The 15,146-nt window shown below is 65.8% G+C and carries 17 protein-coding genes; 10 read left to right on the forward strand and 7 right to left on the reverse strand.

From position 1 onward, the window contains the following. The first annotated feature begins 26 nt into the window (after positions 1-26). The 4 genes from C0V74_RS08065 (at position 27) to msrB (ending at position 4,239) form a co-directional block, all read left to right on the forward strand. Positions 27-1,010 (forward strand): ATP-binding cassette domain-containing protein, encoded by a 984-nt coding sequence (locus tag C0V74_RS08065; RefSeq protein ID WP_131622385.1) that lies wholly within the window; start codon positions 27-29, stop codon positions 1,008-1,010. 2 nt (positions 1,011-1,012) lie between these two features. Beyond that, a complete protein-coding gene (locus C0V74_RS08070) occupies positions 1,013-2,218 on the forward strand; it encodes an ABC transporter permease (RefSeq protein WP_143252235.1) in 1,206 nt (401 codons plus the stop codon). Positions 2,219-2,332: 114 nt separating this feature from the next. Continuing rightward, a complete protein-coding gene (locus C0V74_RS08075) occupies positions 2,333-3,661 on the forward strand; it encodes a cytochrome P450 (protein ID WP_143251329.1) in 1,329 nt (442 codons plus the stop codon). A gap of 41 nt (positions 3,662-3,702) precedes the next feature. Beyond that, on the forward strand, positions 3,703-4,239 hold the full coding sequence (gene msrB, locus C0V74_RS08080) for a peptide-methionine (R)-S-oxide reductase MsrB (RefSeq protein ID WP_143251330.1): 537 nt from the start codon (positions 3,703-3,705) through the stop codon (positions 4,237-4,239). Between the two features lie 9 nt (positions 4,240-4,248). Here the strand turns inward: msrB and C0V74_RS08085 are convergent, their stop codons facing one another. The 3 genes from C0V74_RS08085 to C0V74_RS08095 all read right to left on the reverse strand — a co-directional run bounded on the left by C0V74_RS08085 (position 4,249) and on the right by C0V74_RS08095 (position 5,248). After that, positions 4,249-4,515 (reverse strand): GlsB/YeaQ/YmgE family stress response membrane protein, encoded by a 267-nt coding sequence (locus tag C0V74_RS08085; protein WP_131622319.1) that lies wholly within the window; start codon positions 4,513-4,515, stop codon positions 4,249-4,251. A gap of 137 nt (positions 4,516-4,652) precedes the next feature. After that, a complete protein-coding gene (locus tag C0V74_RS08090; protein WP_131622320.1) occupies positions 4,653-4,952 on the reverse strand; it encodes a DUF1153 domain-containing protein in 300 nt (99 codons plus the stop codon). Continuing rightward, entirely contained in the window at positions 4,952-5,248 is a 297-nt protein-coding gene (locus tag C0V74_RS08095) for a hypothetical protein (RefSeq protein WP_143251331.1), read from the reverse strand. Before C0V74_RS08095 ends, C0V74_RS08090 begins: the two co-directional genes overlap by 1 nt. 122 nt (positions 5,249-5,370) lie before the next feature. Between C0V74_RS08095 and mnmA the strand changes: the two genes are divergently transcribed. Continuing rightward, positions 5,371-6,522 (forward strand): tRNA 2-thiouridine(34) synthase MnmA, encoded by a 1,152-nt coding sequence (gene mnmA, locus C0V74_RS08100; RefSeq protein ID WP_143251332.1) that lies wholly within the window; start codon positions 5,371-5,373, stop codon positions 6,520-6,522. Here mnmA and C0V74_RS08105 read toward each other — a convergent pair whose 3' ends face one another. Further along, a complete protein-coding gene (locus C0V74_RS08105; protein WP_246844803.1) occupies positions 6,523-6,909 on the reverse strand; it encodes a hypothetical protein in 387 nt (128 codons plus the stop codon). It abuts the gene before it with no gap. A 16-nt stretch (positions 6,910-6,925) separates the two neighbouring features. Here C0V74_RS08105 and C0V74_RS08110 point away from each other — a divergent pair, with 16 nt between their 5' ends. Continuing rightward, complete coding sequence (locus tag C0V74_RS08110) at positions 6,926-8,053, forward strand: serine hydrolase (protein ID WP_246844804.1); 1,128 nt, start codon at positions 6,926-6,928, stop codon at positions 8,051-8,053. Here the strand turns inward: C0V74_RS08110 and C0V74_RS08115 are convergent. Genes C0V74_RS08115 through pdxH form a run of 3 tightly spaced genes read right to left on the reverse strand, consistent with a single transcriptional unit; the run spans position 8,038 to position 10,396 of the window. Next, complete coding sequence (locus C0V74_RS08115; RefSeq protein ID WP_143251334.1) at positions 8,038-8,844, reverse strand: PhzF family phenazine biosynthesis protein; 807 nt, start codon at positions 8,842-8,844, stop codon at positions 8,038-8,040. The two genes, C0V74_RS08110 and C0V74_RS08115, sit on opposite strands and share 16 nt — an antisense overlap. Further along, on the reverse strand, positions 8,841-9,791 hold the full coding sequence (locus tag C0V74_RS08120) for a cation diffusion facilitator family transporter (RefSeq protein ID WP_143251335.1): 951 nt from the start codon (positions 9,789-9,791) through the stop codon (positions 8,841-8,843). Before C0V74_RS08120 ends, C0V74_RS08115 begins: the two co-directional genes overlap by 4 nt. After that, positions 9,788-10,396 (reverse strand): pyridoxamine 5'-phosphate oxidase, encoded by a 609-nt coding sequence (pdxH, locus tag C0V74_RS08125; protein WP_143251336.1) that lies wholly within the window; start codon positions 10,394-10,396, stop codon positions 9,788-9,790. Before pdxH ends, C0V74_RS08120 begins: the two co-directional genes overlap by 4 nt. A 205-nt stretch (positions 10,397-10,601) precedes the next feature. Here pdxH and C0V74_RS08130 point away from each other — a divergent pair, with 205 nt between their 5' ends. The 4 genes from C0V74_RS08130 (at position 10,602) to C0V74_RS08145 (ending at position 14,490) form a co-directional block, all read left to right on the forward strand. Next, positions 10,602-11,615, forward strand: a complete 1,014-nt coding sequence (locus C0V74_RS08130) for a DnaJ C-terminal domain-containing protein (protein ID WP_143251337.1) — start codon at positions 10,602-10,604, stop codon at positions 11,613-11,615. A 42-nt stretch (positions 11,616-11,657) separates the two neighbouring features. Next, a complete protein-coding gene (locus C0V74_RS08135) occupies positions 11,658-12,704 on the forward strand; it encodes a YihY/virulence factor BrkB family protein (RefSeq protein WP_131622336.1) in 1,047 nt (348 codons plus the stop codon). Beyond that, complete coding sequence (fabI, locus tag C0V74_RS08140; protein WP_143251338.1) at positions 12,701-13,504, forward strand: enoyl-ACP reductase FabI; 804 nt, start codon at positions 12,701-12,703, stop codon at positions 13,502-13,504. The genes C0V74_RS08135 and fabI overlap by 4 nt, the downstream gene beginning before the upstream one ends. Positions 13,505-14,052: 548 nt before the next feature. Further along, entirely contained in the window at positions 14,053-14,490 is a 438-nt protein-coding gene (locus C0V74_RS08145) for a hypothetical protein (RefSeq protein WP_143251339.1), read from the forward strand. Positions 14,491-15,146: the final 656 nt, after the last annotated feature.

A 15,146-nucleotide genomic window follows, 5' to 3' on the forward strand; every position in this document is an offset into this window, starting at 1 on the left:
CACGCGGCAGAGTTAACGCCGCCATGATGAACGCTCCGCTAAGCTTTCCCCCGGTCGCCGGCAATGCCGGTCGTCCGCTTGCGATCGAAGCCATCGGCCTGGTCAAGCACTTCGAGGGCACGACCGCTGTCGACGGGGTGGACCTGGCCGTGCCGGAAGGGGCGATCTACGGCGTGCTCGGGCCGAACGGAGCGGGCAAGACCACGACCTTGCGCATGTTGCTGGGAATCATCGATCCCGATGCGGGCGTGCGACGGGTCTTCGGGCACGAGCGGCCGCACGATATCGCCAAGCTGATCGGCTACCTGCCCGAAGAACGCGGGCTGTACCCATCGATGAAGGCGGTCGAAGCGATCGCGTTCCTTGGGGCACTGCGCGGCGTGCCGCTTGCCGAAGGACGGCGGCGCGGGCGCGAACTGCTCGAGGAACACGGCCTCGGTCACGCTGCCGAGCGCACCATTCGCCAGCTGTCCAAGGGGATGGCCCAGACGGTCCAACTCCTCGGAACGCTGGTCCACCGCCCCCGGCTGGTGGTCCTGGACGAACCCTTCAGCGGTCTCGATGCGCTCAACCAGGGCAAGCTGGAGGTGATGATCCGCCGCATGGCCGCCGAAGGGACCACGGTGATCTTCTCCACCCACGTCATCGCGCACGCGGAACGGTTGTGCGAAGGCGTGGCCATTATCGCCGGGGGCAAGGTGCCTTATGCCGGGAGCGTGGATACCGCGCGCGATCGTATTCCGGCGCAAGTGCGGCTCGAGACGGCAGCACCCGACGGCTCGTGGCGTCGCGCGCTGCCGGCAGATGCGCGGCATGAGGGGCGATACTGGCTGTTCTCGTTGCCGGACAGCGGCATCGAACCGCTGCTGCGCGCCCTGATCGAGGGTAACGCGGGCATCCTGTCACTGTCGATCGAGCGCGCGGGCCTGCACGACGCCTTCGTGCACATCGCGGGCGAGGCCGCCGCGCGCGCGCTGGGTGAGGGAAACCAAGTGGAGCAGGTGCGGTGAGCATGCAGAGCGGGCACTCTCGTCTGAACCTGGCGCAAGCCGCGTTTGTGATCGCTCGGCGGGATGTCCGCGCGATCCTGTTTTCTAAGGCGTTCCTGTTCTTCCTGCTCGGCCCCATATTCTTCGGGTTGGTCAGCCTTGGCGCGGCATCGCTGGGCCAGCGCACGGCGGAGAACCGTGAGCCGCCGGTGCTTGCTGTCGCCATGTCGCCGGCCGACTCGACCGCGATAATAGCTGCGCGGGAGCGTCTCGCCCACGTGATCGACCTCCCCCGCATCCAGCGAGTCGATCCGGCCAGCAATCCGGCCACACTCCTGAACGCGGGCGCGAGCAATTTCGGCGCTGTCTTAACGGGCACTCCCGCCGCACCGGAACTGACCGGTACCGCGGAGCGGATCGCGAGCTGGCGCGGTCAGGTCGCGCTGGTCGCCGCAAGCGTGTCGGGATCTGACGCAGCGTACCCTCAGGTCGTGTTGCAGCCGACCGTTACCAGCGGCGCCAGCCAGAAAAGCGGCCGGGTCGGGACTGCGACGGGTGCGCTTACTCTGCTGTTCCTCCTGACGATGCTGCTGGCCGGCATGGTGATGTCCAACCTGGTCGAGGAGAAGGCGAACAAGATCATCGAGATCCTTGCCGCAGCGGTCCCGATGGATGCGGTCTTCCTCGGCAAGCTGTTTGCAATGCTCGTGGTCAGCCTGGTCGGGCTCACGGTGTGGGGAACACTCGGAGCGATCGCCGCCGCATTCAGCGGCGGTTCGATCGGCTCGCTGGTGGCCCCGGCTGTGGGCTGGCCCGTGTTCGTGGCGCTGTTCCTGATTTACTTCGCCATGGCATATCTGCTGATCGGGTCGGTGTTCCTGACAATCGGCGCGATGGCACCGACGGTGCGCGATGTGCAGACGCTGTCGATGCCGGCGACCATGCTTCAACTTGGGGTGTTTTTCCTCGCGACGTATTCCACCAGCGACCTAGGTTCGCCGGTGGAACTGGCCGCTATCGTTTTCCCCTTGAGCAGCCCGTACGCGATGGTCAGCCGCGCGGCGCAGGAGCCGGACCTGTGGCCACATGCCGCGGCACTCGCATGGCAGGCGCTGTGGGTCATGCTGTTCGTCCGCTTCGGCGCGCAGCTCTTCCGGCGCCGGGTTATGAAATCCGGCCCGCAGGCACCGAAGGGCCGCCGATGGCGCAAGGCTGCTGCCGCGCGATGAACCGCCCGCGACTTCGGTCGCAAATCGCAACGCACTATTGACACTGCGGTAAGCAAGCGCAGGATGGGCGGCGATCAAAGGCGGCTTAGAATCGCCTCAGCAGGAGAGTTCGCGATGGCCACCCAGCCGCAACAGGCGCCGTTCCAGTGGACGCGGGAGCCCCGCGCCGTCGATGCGCTGGACCAGGCGCTGCGCGAGAACCCGCAGGTTCTGCCCGTCCATACCGAGAAATGGGACGTGAGCCGGTCGGATATTTACGTTGAGGACCGGTGGCAGCCGATCTTCAAGGAGATGCGCGCCGCGGGTGACCTGCACAAGGTCGAAAGCAGCCCGTTCGGATCACACTGGAACGTCGTTTCGCATCGGGCGATCCAGCATATCGAAGCCCTACCCGAACTGTACTCGTCTGCCGGGGGTATCACCATCCTCGAGGCGATGAGCGACGAAAAGCTCGCCGAGCTGGGCCGCGAGCGGTTCGAACTGCCGATGTTCATCGCGATGGACCGGCCCAAGCATACCGGCCAGCGGCGCACGGTCGCGCCCAAGTTCACGCCATCGAACATGGCCGATATGGAAGGCGACATCCGCCGCCGCACCGGTGAACTGCTCGACACGCTGCCGCGCGGCAAGGTGTTCGATTGGGTCGATACGGTATCGATCGAGCTTACCACGGGCATGCTGGCGCTGCTGTTCGACTTTCCGTGGGAAGATCGCCGGCTGCTGACCTTCTGGTCCGACTGGGCCGGCGATACCGAGATCGCGCTGGTGCGCGAGCTGGATCTGCAGCGCCAGGGCATTCTGCGCGAGATGGGCGCGTATTTCATGCAGCTGTGGCAGGACCGAGCCAGCAAGGAGCCCAGCGGCGATCTTATCTCGATGATGATCCACTCGCCGGCGATGAACCAGATGAGCCCGGAAGAATTCATGGGTAACCTGGTGCTGCTGATCGTGGGGGGCAACGACACCACCCGCAACACCATGAGCGGGATCATCCACGCGTTCGACAAGTTCCCCGACCAGCGCAAGCTGTTCGAGAACGACCCATCCTTGATCCCCGGGGCGGTGCAAGAAGTGCTCCGTTACCAGACCCCGCTGGCGCACATGCGCCGCGTGGCGACCGAGGACAGCGAGTTGTTTGGCCAGACGGTCAAGGCCGGCGAGCGGCTGGTGTTGTGGTACATCTCGGCCAACCGCGACGAGACGGTGTTCGACAACCCTGACACGCTCGATATCACCCGCGAGAACGCGCGCCGCCACTTGTCGTTTGGCTACGGGATCCACCGCTGCGTGGGGGCCCGCCTGGCCGAACTACAGCTAAGGGTGCTGCTGGAAGAGATGCACGCGCGCCGGATGCGGGTGCATGTCGCGGGTGACGTGGAGCGGGTGCGAGCCAATTTCGTGCACGGGTTCCGCAAGCTCGAAGTCGAGATCACCGAATTCTGAACCGTTCAGCACAGGTTGTCGCGCGCGCGTTAGGACACGGCATGATCAACACCCGACGCTCGTTTCTCGCCTGGCTTGGCGCTACCGCGGCCGTTCCCGTGCTCGCTGCTTGCGGCGGCTCCCCCGCCCAAGCGCGCACTTGGCCGAAAGGGCTGAGCGATGCCCAGTGGAGGGCCAAACTGACGAAGGTGCAGTACGAGATACTGCGTAAGGCTGGCACCGAACGGCCGGGTGCATCGCCGCTCAACAAGGAGCACCGCAAGGGCACGTTTCACTGTGCAGGATGCGGCAACGCACTCTATTCTTCCGCGACCAAGTTCGAGAGCGGGACCGGCTGGCCTAGTTTCTGGCAACCGCTTGGCGGAGCGATCGTCACCGACACCGACTACAAGATCGGCATTCCGCGGACGGAAGTGCTCTGCGCCGACTGCGGCGGGCACCTGGGGCACGTGTTCAACGATGGACCGAAGCCTACAGGCAAGCGCTACTGCATGAACGGCGGCGCGATGACCTTCCGAAAGGCTTGGGGCATGAAAAAGGGCGGCAAGCCGAAGCTCGCCGCCCTTCAAATCACGTAAGTTTGGGGCTTACCTGACGCGCTTGCGCTGGATCAGGTTCGCAATCAGCAGCAGGATCACTGCACCGATGAAGGCGGTGATAAGGTAGTGGATCCAGCCGTCACCCGGGATCAGGCCGCCGAGCAGCAGACCACCCAGGAAGCCGCCGACAATGCCGACAACGATGTTGAGCAGGATACCCATCGAACCATCGCGGCTCATGACCATGCTTGCCAGCCAGCCGGCGACACCGCCGACAATGATCATGGTCAGAATTCCAACGCCATCGCCTTCCATAACATTCCTCCTGTTTCGCGCTCTAATTGCGCTACGTACGCCGGTTCAAACGGCGCGCCGCACAGAGCGTTCCCGGAATGCGATGAATGGTGGACGAGGGTCTTGAACCAGCGTTCAAATTTAACGGGTAGATTGCATCAATACTTCAGTTGGCGTTCGTACAGATCGCGATAATGCTGGATACGCGTTACGCGCAGGCCTTGCATGCCCGAACGGTCAACCGCCCGCTGCCAGGACGCGAATTCTTCGAGGGTGAGATTATACCGCTCGAGCACCTCGTCGATCGACAGCAGGCCGCCGCTTACCGCAGCAACGACCTCTGCCTTGCGGCGAACAACCCACCGCTTCGTGTTGGGCGGCGGCAGGTCCGCGATTCCCAGCGGCTCGCCGAGCGGGCCGATCACCTGGGCGGGACGAATTTTCTGGTTCTCGATCATCACTTATCCCGGTCGCCATGATCCGCGGTAGAAGCGGCGGCGGCTGTTGTGGCGTCTGCCCGTTTGCCACTGCCTAAATAGCCAAGGTTAACACCGCGTTCGCCTGACGCGCGCGGTGACGCCTCGCGCGTGATCCCCCCGGCATGTGCCGCGAAACTGCCCCCCAGCGCGCCGTGCCGGGCGAATAGGCCCCTTACATCGCGCTCGGCTGAAAGGCGGGCGACCAGTTCGCTCCAGTCGAGCGGGCGCAGGCCGCCGCTGTCAGCGGTTTCGCCGATGATGATCCGTTCAAACATGCACACCGCTTAGCCGGCGACCGGTCAAGAACCGGTAAAGCCGGAATTTACCCTGCGTTAGGACTTCGCCCGCTGCCCTTTCTGGCATCGAGCACAGGACGCGTGTATGCGCCCGGTCGCCCATGAACCTTCATTCCACCCTCACTCCTGCGCTCACCGCTCCACAAGCCTCCGCGCTGTTCGACCTGCCGCGCCCGGCGTCCGAGTGCCGGATCGTCGTGGCGATGTCGGGCGGCGTGGACAGTTCGGTGGTCGCCGCGCTTGCGGCGGCCAGCGGCGCGGAGACGATCGGCATCACCTTGCAGCTGTACGATTACGGCGCGGCCACGGGGCGCAAGGGCGCCTGTTGCGCCGGCGATGACATCCGCGATGCACGTGATGTCGCCGATCGCCTGGGCATCGCGCATTACGTGTTCGACCACGAGAGCGCCTTCCGCGAGGAAGTGGTCGAGCGCTTCGCCGACGATTATCTGTCCGGCCGCACGCCAGTGCCCTGCATCCGCTGCAACATGGGGCCCAAGTTTACCGACCTGCTGCGCATGGCGCGAGAGTTGGGGGCGGACTGCCTTGCCACCGGCCACTATGTGCGGCGGATCGGGGACGAGCTTCACCGCGCGATCGATCCGGCGCGCGATCAGTCGTATTTCCTGTACGGCACTACGGACGAACAGCTCGCTTTCCTGCGCTTCCCACTAGGCGGGCTTGAGAAGACCGAGGTGCGCCGGATCGCCGAAGCCTCATCCTTGCGCAACGCCGCCAAGCCCGACAGCCAGGACATCTGCTTCGTGCCGGACGGCAACTACGCCCGCATCGTGGAGAAGCTGCGGCCCGAAGGCGCGCGTCCGGGGGCAATCGTCCACGCGCAGACCGGCGAGCACCTGGGCGCTCACAAAGGCGTGATCCACTTCACCGTCGGCCAGCGGCGCGGGCTGGAGATCGGCGGGCAGCCGGAGCCGCTCTATGTCATCGGGATCGATGCCGACGCGGCCGAAGTACGCGTGGGCCCGCGGGCCATGCTTGGCGTCAGCGCGGCGCGGGTGGTCGAGACCAATCGCATCGGGCCGCTGCCGGCGCAGCCACTGACCGCCAAGGTGCGCAGCCTGGCAAAGCCGGTGCCGATCACGCTGGACGGGCCGCTGGGGGACGGGGCGACCGTTACCATCCGCTTCGCCGCGCCGGAATTCGGCGTTGCACCCGGGCAGGCGGCGGTGATCTCTGCCGGTGAGCGGGTGGTCGGCGGCGGCTGGATCGACAGTACCGAGCCTGCCGCCTGATCAATCGTCCCAGGGCTCCAGCACACAGCCATAGCCTTTGCGGTAGGTCGCGGTGTCGCTGGCGAGGATCAACATGCGCGCGGTCACGCTTTTCGCCGCGTTGTTATCCGACAGGGTGACCAGCTCCATGCCGCCGAGCTTGTCTTTCGCGCAATCCTCCAGGCTCCGCCCCGCGACATAGCGACACGAACAAGCAACCCGTGCCCCGTACGCGGTGCCGGCGTGCGCATAGCCGCGGGCAACCGAGCCGAATGCGGCCCACAGCGCCAGCAGCGCCACGACGACGGCAGCGACCCATAGCGGCCGGTTCGTCGTGCGCGCGCCCTTACCTGCCCCGGTGCGTGCCCCGTTGCGTGCCTTACCCGTTGCCAAGCGGGAATCCTCCATGCGATGCGCCGACGCCGTGCCGAAGCTTTGCTCCCCCCGCCTTATCGCCCCGATCCTGCTGCTGCCAGTGCTTGCCGGCTGCTCTTCGAATCCGGGCGAACCGGAGCCGCTGAGCAAGGAGGCGCTTGCCGCCGTGTCCGACGATCCCGGCGCGCCGACCGAGGATCTGGCGCGGGCGCTCGACGATGCGTTCACCAAGGACGGCGTTGGCGAAACCCGCGCGGTGGTGGTGATGCACGGCGGGAGAATCGCGGCGGAACGCTATGCTCAGGGATACGGTCCGGACACCCGCTTCGTCAGCTGGTCAATGGCCAAGACCGTGACCGCCACGATGATCGGCATGTTGATCGCCGACGGCCGCCTGTACCTCGACCAATCGCCCCCGGTGCCGCGCTGGCAACGGCCGGGGGATCCCCGCGGCGAAATCACGCTGCGCCAGTTGCTGCAAATGCGCAGCGGTCTCCGCCACTGCGAATCGTGCGATCCGCCGTATGAATCGGGGGAGGTGCGGATGCTGTTCCTCGATGGGCGCGACGACATGGCGGACTATGCCGAGAGCCAGCCACTGGAGAGCGAACCGGGCGCGAAGTTCGAATATTCGAGCAACACGACCGTGATCCTGGCGGACATCGCGGCGCGGGTGCTGACCCGCAGCACCGATCCGGAACTGCGCCGGCGGGCGGTGGCCGACTATCTCCACAGCCGCCTGTTCAAGCCGCTCGGCATGGACTCGATGGTGCCGGAATTCGACCGCTCGGGCACGTTGATCGGTGGCAGCCTGGTCCACGGCACGGCGCGCGACTGGGCCCGGTTCGGCGATTTCCTGCGCAACAAGGGTTCCTACAAGGGCACCCAGGTGGTCCCGCGCCGCTGGGTCGAGTTCATGACCGCGCCGAGCCCCCGCCGGGGCAATTATGGCGCGCAGACCTGGCTCAATCAGGGCGCGCCCGAGGGCGATGATCCGCTGTTCGGTGAACGTGGGCCGAAGTCCGCGTTCGCGATGATCGGCCACATGGGCCAGTTCGTGATCGTGGCGCCGGACCGCAAACTGGTGGTGGCCCGCCTCGGCCACTCGAACAGCGAGGAGATCCCGCGCGAGGTCCAGGAGCTGGCTGACATCGTCGAGCTTTACCCGGGCAAGTAGAAGCTCCCCTCCACCACCGTGACGCACCGGCCGCCGAGCCACGCGCGGTCACCGCCGCGTTCCCTGGCGAACCGGCAGGCGAGATCGCCGCCGCGCCGCGAAGCCTGATGCGCGGTGAAGCGGTCTCGCCCCAGCCGCGCGGACCAGAACGGAGTCAGCGCCGCGTGCGCCGATCCGGTGACCGAATCCTCGTCCACGCCGCCGCCCGGCACGAATACCCGGCTGACGACATCGAAGTCGCGGCCCGGCGCGGTGCAGATGTACTGATGATCGCCGAGCGCGCCCAGCCCGCGCAGGTCCGGCGTCAGCGCCCGCACCTCGTCCTCGTGCGCGAACAGGTAGATGCCGTAGCGATCGGGACTGAGCCACACCTCCTCAGGCGCAGCGCCGAGCAGCGCCACCGCTTCGGCGAATTCGCCCCGCTCGGTCGGAATGGCGGGCAGCGCGAGTTCGTATCCTTCGCCCGTGCGCCGCACCTCGAGATTGCCCGCGCGGCGGGTTCGGAAGGTTACCCGCTCACCGCCGTCTCGCTCCAGCAGCACGTGCCCGCTGGCCAGCGTCGCGTGCCCGCACAGGCGGATCTCGGTGGTCGGGGTGAACCAGCGCAGTTCCCAGTCGCATTCACCGGTCGCATCGCGCACCACGAAGGCGGTCTCCGCAAAGTTGTTCTCCTCCCCGATCGCCTGCAGCGTTTCATCGGGCAGCCACTCGTCGAGCGGCATGACCGCGGCCTGGTTGCCGGCGAACGGGCGCGCGGCGAAAGCGTCGACGTGCCAGTACGGCAGCTTCATTGCGGGTCTCCTTGCGGTTCGGCGGGAAGCAGTTCCTCCGCGGCGGCGCCTTCCTCGTCGACCAGCCCGTCAGGGTCGGGGTGGATCAGCACCTCGACACCGGGAAACTCGGCTTCGATCCGGGCTTCGAGCTCGTCCATCACCCGGTGCGCCTGGGCGATCGTCATGCGCGGATCGACCGCGGCATGGAACTGGACGAAGTCGTGCATGCCCGATGTGCGGGTGCGCAGGTCGTGCACTCCGCGCAGTTCAGGATGCCCGGCGAGCGCGGCGACGAACGCCTCGCGCTTATCGTCGGGCCACTCCTTGTCCATCAGGTGGTTGACCGCTTCGGACGAGGCGCGCCACGCCCCCCAGCCGAGCCAGGCGGCGATGGCAAGGCCGAATGCCGGATCTGCCCCGGCGATCCCGACGAATCGATCAAGCGCCAGCGCGGCGATCACCGCCAGGTTGAGCAGGAGGTCCGACTGGTAGTGCACATTGTCGGTCTTGATCGCGAGGCTGCCGGTCCGGCGGATCACGTGCCGCTGCCACGCCAGCAGGCCGAGTGTCGCGACCATGGCAATGACCGATACCACGATGCCTTCGTCAGCCGAGGCGACTCGCTCGCCGCCGACCAGCGCCCCCACCGCGCGCATGGCGATGCCGGCGGCCGAGAGGGCGATCAGCACCACCTGGAATAGCGCCGCCAGTGCCTCTGCCTTGCCGTGCCCGAAGCGATGGTCACGGTCGGCCGGCTGAGCCGCGATCCACACGCCGATCAGGGTGGCGATGCTGGCAACCAGATCGAGCCCGGTGTCGGCGAGGCTGCCGAGCATCGCGGTGGAATCCGATTTCCACACCGCCCAGGTCTTCAGCACCGCCAGCAGTGCGGCCACCGCGATCGAGGCATAGGCGGCGCTGCGGGTGAGGGCGCCGCGGTCAGCCGATGCGGTCGAAGCCGTCACGGGTACAGCAGCGTGCTGGCCCAGCCGCCGCCCTCGGTGCGGGTGAAGCGGCGGCGGTCGTGCAGGCGGCCGGGCCGGTCGAGCCAGAACTCGATCGCTTCCGGATCCAGCGTGAAGCCGGACCAGTGCGGCGGGCGCGGCACCTCACCATCAGCCTTGTACACTTTCTCCAGCGCCTCGACCCGCGCGACGTAGGTCGCGCGGCTGTCCAGCGGGCGTGACTGGTCGCTCGCGGCCGAGCCGACCTGGCTGACGAACGCGCGGGAGTGGAAGTAATCGTCCGCCATGCTCGCGGGAACTTCGCGCAGCGGACCTTCGATGCGGATCTGGCGGCGCAGGCTCTTCCAGTGGAACAGCAGCGCGGCGCGCGGATTGGCGAGGATCTCCGCGCCCTTGCGGCTCTGCGCGTTGGTGTAGAAGGTGAACCCTTCGTCGCCGTAATCCTTTAGCAACACCATGCGGACGGACGGCACGCCGGCGGGCGTGGCCGTGGCAAGCGCCATGGCGTTAGCGTCATTGGGTTCGCTCTCCCGCGCCTCGGCGAACCAAGCGGCGAACAGGCCGAGCGGGTCACTGTCGAGCAGCGCGGATTGGTCAGCGTTCATCGCGGGCTCCAGCGAAAGTGTCACACGTGTCACACTGTTCTGGCGAAGATATTCCGGGCTGTCCCGTGGCCGTTGAACTGGACCCCCGAAAAGCCTGTCGGTCGGTTGCGCGAAGGATCATGCCCGTGCCCTACCCAAGGCCGCGCATGTAGGAAAGCGCGCGCTGCTTGCGCCGGCGCAGTGCCTCACCTAGCTAACACGCCACATGGCTAGCAAATCCGATCCTTATACGACTCTCGGTGTTGCACGCGGCGCGACCGAGAAGGAAATTAAGAGCGCCTATCGCAAGCTCGCCAAGGAGCTGCACCCCGATCGCAACGCCGACAATCCCAAGGCGGCGGAACGCTTCTCGGACGTAACCCGCGCGTACGATCTGCTGTCCGACAAGGACAGGCGCGCCCGGTTCGACCGAGGCGAAATCGATGCCGACGGCAATCCGGCCAATCCGTTTGCCGGTCACGGTGGATTCGGGGGCGGTGGATTTGGCGGCGGCGGATTTGGGGGCGGCCGGCCTGGTGGGTTCCGGCCCGAAGATCTGCAAGGCATGGGCGGCGGGGCGGACGGGGTCGATCTCGGCGACCTGTTCGAAGGCCTGTTCGGCGGCGGCGCCCGCAGCAGCCCGTTCGGGCAAGGTGGCGGCTTCGGCGGGGCGGGACCCGGCGGATTCGGCGGCCAACAGCGCCGCGCGGCGCCCCCGCCCAAGGGCGGCGACATCGCCTATCGCCTGCGCGTACCGTTCGTCGACGCCGCGCGCCGTGCCGATCAGCGGATCACGCTGGCCGATGGCAAGACGATCGACCTCAAGCTGCCAGCCGGGGTCGAGGACGGCACCCAGATGCGGCTGAAGGGCAAAGGCCAGCAGGGACCGGGCGGCACCGGCGACGGGCTGGTGACGATCTCGGTGGAAAGTCACCCCTACTTCCGCCGCGAGGGCGATAACGTGCGGCTCGATCTGCCGCTCACGCTTAACGAAGCGGTCACCGGCGCCCGGATCAAGGTGCCCACCGTGGACGGCCCGGTGATGCTGACGATCAAACCGGGGACCAGCGGCGGCACCACCATGCGCCTCGGCGGCAAGGGCTTTTCGCGCAAGGACGGCTCTCGCGGTGACCAGCTCGTCACGCTGGAGATCGATCTTCCGGATGACGTCGCGGAACTGGGCCGCCGGCTTGAAGGTTGGCACGACACCCGCAATCCGCGGGCCAAGCTTGGCGTGTAAGCCCTTCCCGGCGACACTCGGCAAGCCAGCCAAGAAGATCGCATGAGCGAAGAGGTCCTGCCCGAACCCGAAGAACGCGTCGTCCATACGCTGTCACCGGAAGAGCGGCGGCAGGATGCCCTGCGTCACCGGCCCCACCTCAGGGCGCGGGTGCTCAGCGAGGTCGGCCCCGGCACGCGCGCGTTCGAGATCGGCAAACGGGTGCTCATCGGCGCCTACAACGACGGGTTCATCCATGCCGGGAATCTCGCCTACATGGCGATCCTGGCGATCTTTCCGTTCTTCATCCTCGGCGCGGCGATCTTTTCCCTCGTGGGCGAGGAAGCCGATCGGGCGGCCTCGATCGACGCGATCCTCTATGCCCTGCCTCCGCTGGTCGGCAACGTGATCGAACCGGTCGCACGCAGCGTGGTGCAGGACCGCAACGGCTGGTTCCTGTGGCTGGGCGCGCTGTTCGGGTTGTGGACGGTGTCCAGCCTGATCGAGACCATCCGCGACATCCTTCGCCGCGCCTATGGCACCAAGGCGGTGCACGCGTTCTGGAAGTATCGGCTGTTCTCCGCCGGTGTCATCTTCGGCGCGGTGGTGCTGTTGATGATCAGCCTGCTCGCGCAGGTGCTCATCGGGACCGCGCAGGAAGTGATCGACGCCTATCTGCCGCGGCTGAACGATGTCATCGGTGCGCTGCGGCTGTCGCGCATCGTGCCTGCGCTGGGCCTGTTCGGTTCGCTGTACCTGCTGTTCTATACACTGACCCCCAAGGCCTACCGCAGCCGGCGTTATCCCAAATGGCCGGGCGCATTGGCCACGGCGGGGTGGTGGGTGGCGGTCACGGTGGCGCTGCCGCCGGCGATCCGCAGCTTCTTCAGCTATGACGCGACTTACGGCAGCCTCGCCGGCATCATGATCGCGCTTTTCTTTTTCTATCTCGTGGGCTTAGGGATGGTCGTGGGGGCCGAGCTCAACGCGGCGCTCGCCGAGACGCCCGAGGAGGCCGAAAACCGCATCGGCCAAGCCGACAACCGCGCCCGGCACGCAGCGGCAGCCGCGCGCGAACTGAAGCGCATGCAGGAAGAGGGTATCGGATGAGCGATCTGATGGCGGGCAAGCGAGGCCTGATCATGGGCCTGGCCAACGACAAGTCACTGGCCTGGGGCATCGCGCAAAAGCTGGCCCAGCATGGCGCCAGCCTGGCGTTTTCCTACCAGGGCGAAGCGCTGGGCAAGCGGGTGATCCCCCTGGCCGAGCAACTGGGCAGCAACTTCTGCTTCGATTGCGACGTGTCCGACATGGCCGCGCTGGACCGGGCGTTCGACACCCTGAAGGACCGCTGGGAAACGCTCGACTTCGTGGTTCACGCGATCGGTTTTTCCGACAAGAATGAACTGCGCGGCAAGTACCTCGACACCAGCCTCGACAACTTCCTGATGACGATGAACATCAGCGCCTACAGCCTGGTGGCGGTGGCCCAGCGCGCCGCGCGGATGATGCAGCCGGGCGCAAGCATGCTGACGCTGAGCTATTACGGCGCGGAAAAGGTGGTGCCGCACTATAACGTCATGGGCGTGGCCAAGGCGGCGCTGGAGGCGAGCGTGAAGTACCTAGCTAACGACCTCGGCCCCGATGGCATCCGCATCAACGCGCTGTCCGCCGGGCCGATCAAGACCCTGGCTGCAAGCGGGATCGGCGATTTCCGATATATCCTCAAGTGGAACGAGCTCAACGCCCCGCTGCGCCGCAACGTGACCATCGACGATGTCGGCGGCGCGGGGCTGTACCTGCTGTCGGACCTCGCCAGTGGGGTCACCGGCGAAGTGCACCATGTCGATGCAGGGTACCACGTGGTCGGCATGAAGCAGGAAGACGCGCCCGACATCGCGCTGAGCTGATCGAAGAGCTGGGTGCATGTCGAGGCCCGGTAAGCTGCTGCGGGGGACTGCGGCGCCGCTCGAAACCATCGAAAGAGAGCAACTCCGATCCGGTCATCCTTCACCTATGCAATGCGCGGGCATGAAAATGTCCATTCGCTGCACCTTGGATGCACGCATATTAGATCGATCGATTGAACACGTCCGCCAACTACGATGCCGATGGCTCAGGCGCTGGTGAAGCCGTGCTGTCTGCGCAGGTCACCCCCGGTACCGTGATCACGCCTGCCGACATGGTGGTGACGCCGTAGGCCAGCTGATCGGTAGACGTTAAAGAAGGCCTCGCCCTCACCGGCGGGGCTTTTTGCATGATCACGGAGCGACTGTTTCGCGCCGAAATGTCAGCCGTTCTGCTAAACGGCGCTGCTTCCTGCAAGCGGACCAGCCGCTAACGACCCCAATCTTGCCGCTTAGGGAAGGCTATACTATCAACCATTGGCGATATATGCGCTCTTAGTGGCGACCTTCGGTATGGGTGCGTTCATCTCGCAGGCGCAATGGCCGCGCGCATGGAAACCGCGCTCTCGCTTGTCGCCACTCTGGGCTCGAGTCTTGCATCCATAAAAGGTGGCTTGGAGGCCAGCTTGCCGTTCAATGACGACACTCTGCATGTGCTGGTTGGCGTGGTTCTTCAACTTTGCGCAGCCGCAGCTTTGCGAACCTCGATCGCGACCCTCCGACCTTGGTTGATCGTACTCGCTCTGGAGATGGCAAACGAAGCGAACGACGCCATTCAGAACCTGGATCGTTGGGGTGTCGTTTGGTGGCGGGAGTGCACAGTAGACATCGCGCTCACTATGGCGCTTCCGACCCTGCTCTATCTGTTACTCTCGCGGGGCAGTTACGTGGTTGCCAGTTCGTCCGACGATCGAGATGGCGCAGACTGTCCGACCCTGGAGGATCATTCGCTGGACCGAGCCGATTTGAGTTGCGGCCACCTAGCCTGAACGAGGGTGAACAGGCTCATCAGGTTTGGTTCAACAGCGCCTGTTCAAAACTCGATGCTTAGGAGACCTCCATGCGCCCAGCTGCCATTGCCCTCTCGATAGTGCTTGCCGCCGCAGGTTCGACCCCGAGCATCGCCCAGACCGGCTCGAGCTGGTCGGTTGGACCCGACGTACGGGGGCGTAACTACTCTCACGGCGTGAGTATCGAGCGCAGCTCAACCCGAGGCCTATGGCAGACTACGATCACACCCGGTGCCGAGCTGGACGGCGTGACGGCTCCACGAGGACCCATCAGCGGCGTGATAAAGCTTCGATACCGCGTCTCCGGAGACGGCCTCAGGGCGAGCGAAGCGCCTGCGGCCACGCCCATTCTCTCGATTTTTATTCAGAGAGCCGGAGACAACTGGTCTGCGCGCGGACGATATTCAACCTATCGCTGGTACAGCACAACGCCCTTGCCTCTCACACCTGGTGTACATTCCGTGGCGGTTTCGTTGACCCCTGATCAATGGCATTCTGTGACAGGCGCAGGTGCGAAGGATTTGCCGCGAGAGTTCTATGCCGCGCTCAGTTCACCAGGCTTGATCGGAGTAGGGTTCGGCAGCTGGGATGGCCGGATGCACGGTGTGCGCTCAATCTCACCTGTTCGATTTGAG

Origin of the sequence: Altererythrobacter sp. TH136 (assembly GCF_007065885.1) — a bacterium.
Classification (GTDB): Bacteria; Pseudomonadota; Alphaproteobacteria; order Sphingomonadales; family Sphingomonadaceae; genus Tsuneonella.

What these genes read in the sequence shown, in the direction of transcription:
- C0V74_RS08065 (WP_131622385.1), top strand. Translation starts at nt 27, where the DNA reads ATGAACGCTCCGCTAAGCTTTCCCCCGGTCGCCGGCAATGCCGGTCGT.
- C0V74_RS08070 (WP_143252235.1), top strand. Translation starts at nt 1,013, where the DNA reads ATGCAGAGCGGGCACTCTCGTCTGAACCTGGCGCAAGCCGCGTTTGTG.
- C0V74_RS08075 (WP_143251329.1), top strand. Translation starts at nt 2,333, where the DNA reads ATGGCCACCCAGCCGCAACAGGCGCCGTTCCAGTGGACGCGGGAGCCC.
- msrB (WP_143251330.1), top strand. Translation starts at nt 3,703, where the DNA reads ATGATCAACACCCGACGCTCGTTTCTCGCCTGGCTTGGCGCTACCGCG.
- C0V74_RS08085 (WP_131622319.1), bottom strand. Translation starts at nt 4,515, where the DNA reads ATGGAAGGCGATGGCGTTGGAATTCTGACCATGATCATTGTCGGCGGT.
- C0V74_RS08090 (WP_131622320.1), bottom strand. Translation starts at nt 4,952, where the DNA reads ATGATCGAGAACCAGAAAATTCGTCCCGCCCAGGTGATCGGCCCGCTC.
- C0V74_RS08095 (WP_143251331.1), bottom strand. Translation starts at nt 5,248, where the DNA reads ATGTTTGAACGGATCATCATCGGCGAAACCGCTGACAGCGGCGGCCTG.
- mnmA (WP_143251332.1), top strand. Translation starts at nt 5,371, where the DNA reads ATGAACCTTCATTCCACCCTCACTCCTGCGCTCACCGCTCCACAAGCC.
- C0V74_RS08105 (WP_246844803.1), bottom strand. Translation starts at nt 6,909, where the DNA reads ATGGAGGATTCCCGCTTGGCAACGGGTAAGGCACGCAACGGGGCACGC.
- C0V74_RS08115 (WP_143251334.1), bottom strand. Translation starts at nt 8,844, where the DNA reads ATGAAGCTGCCGTACTGGCACGTCGACGCTTTCGCCGCGCGCCCGTTC.
- pdxH (WP_143251336.1), bottom strand. Translation starts at nt 10,396, where the DNA reads ATGAACGCTGACCAATCCGCGCTGCTCGACAGTGACCCGCTCGGCCTG.
- C0V74_RS08130 (WP_143251337.1), top strand. Translation starts at nt 10,602, where the DNA reads ATGGCTAGCAAATCCGATCCTTATACGACTCTCGGTGTTGCACGCGGC.
- C0V74_RS08135 (WP_131622336.1), top strand. Translation starts at nt 11,658, where the DNA reads ATGAGCGAAGAGGTCCTGCCCGAACCCGAAGAACGCGTCGTCCATACG.
- fabI (WP_143251338.1), top strand. Translation starts at nt 12,701, where the DNA reads ATGAGCGATCTGATGGCGGGCAAGCGAGGCCTGATCATGGGCCTGGCC.
- C0V74_RS08145 (WP_143251339.1), top strand. Translation starts at nt 14,053, where the DNA reads ATGGAAACCGCGCTCTCGCTTGTCGCCACTCTGGGCTCGAGTCTTGCA.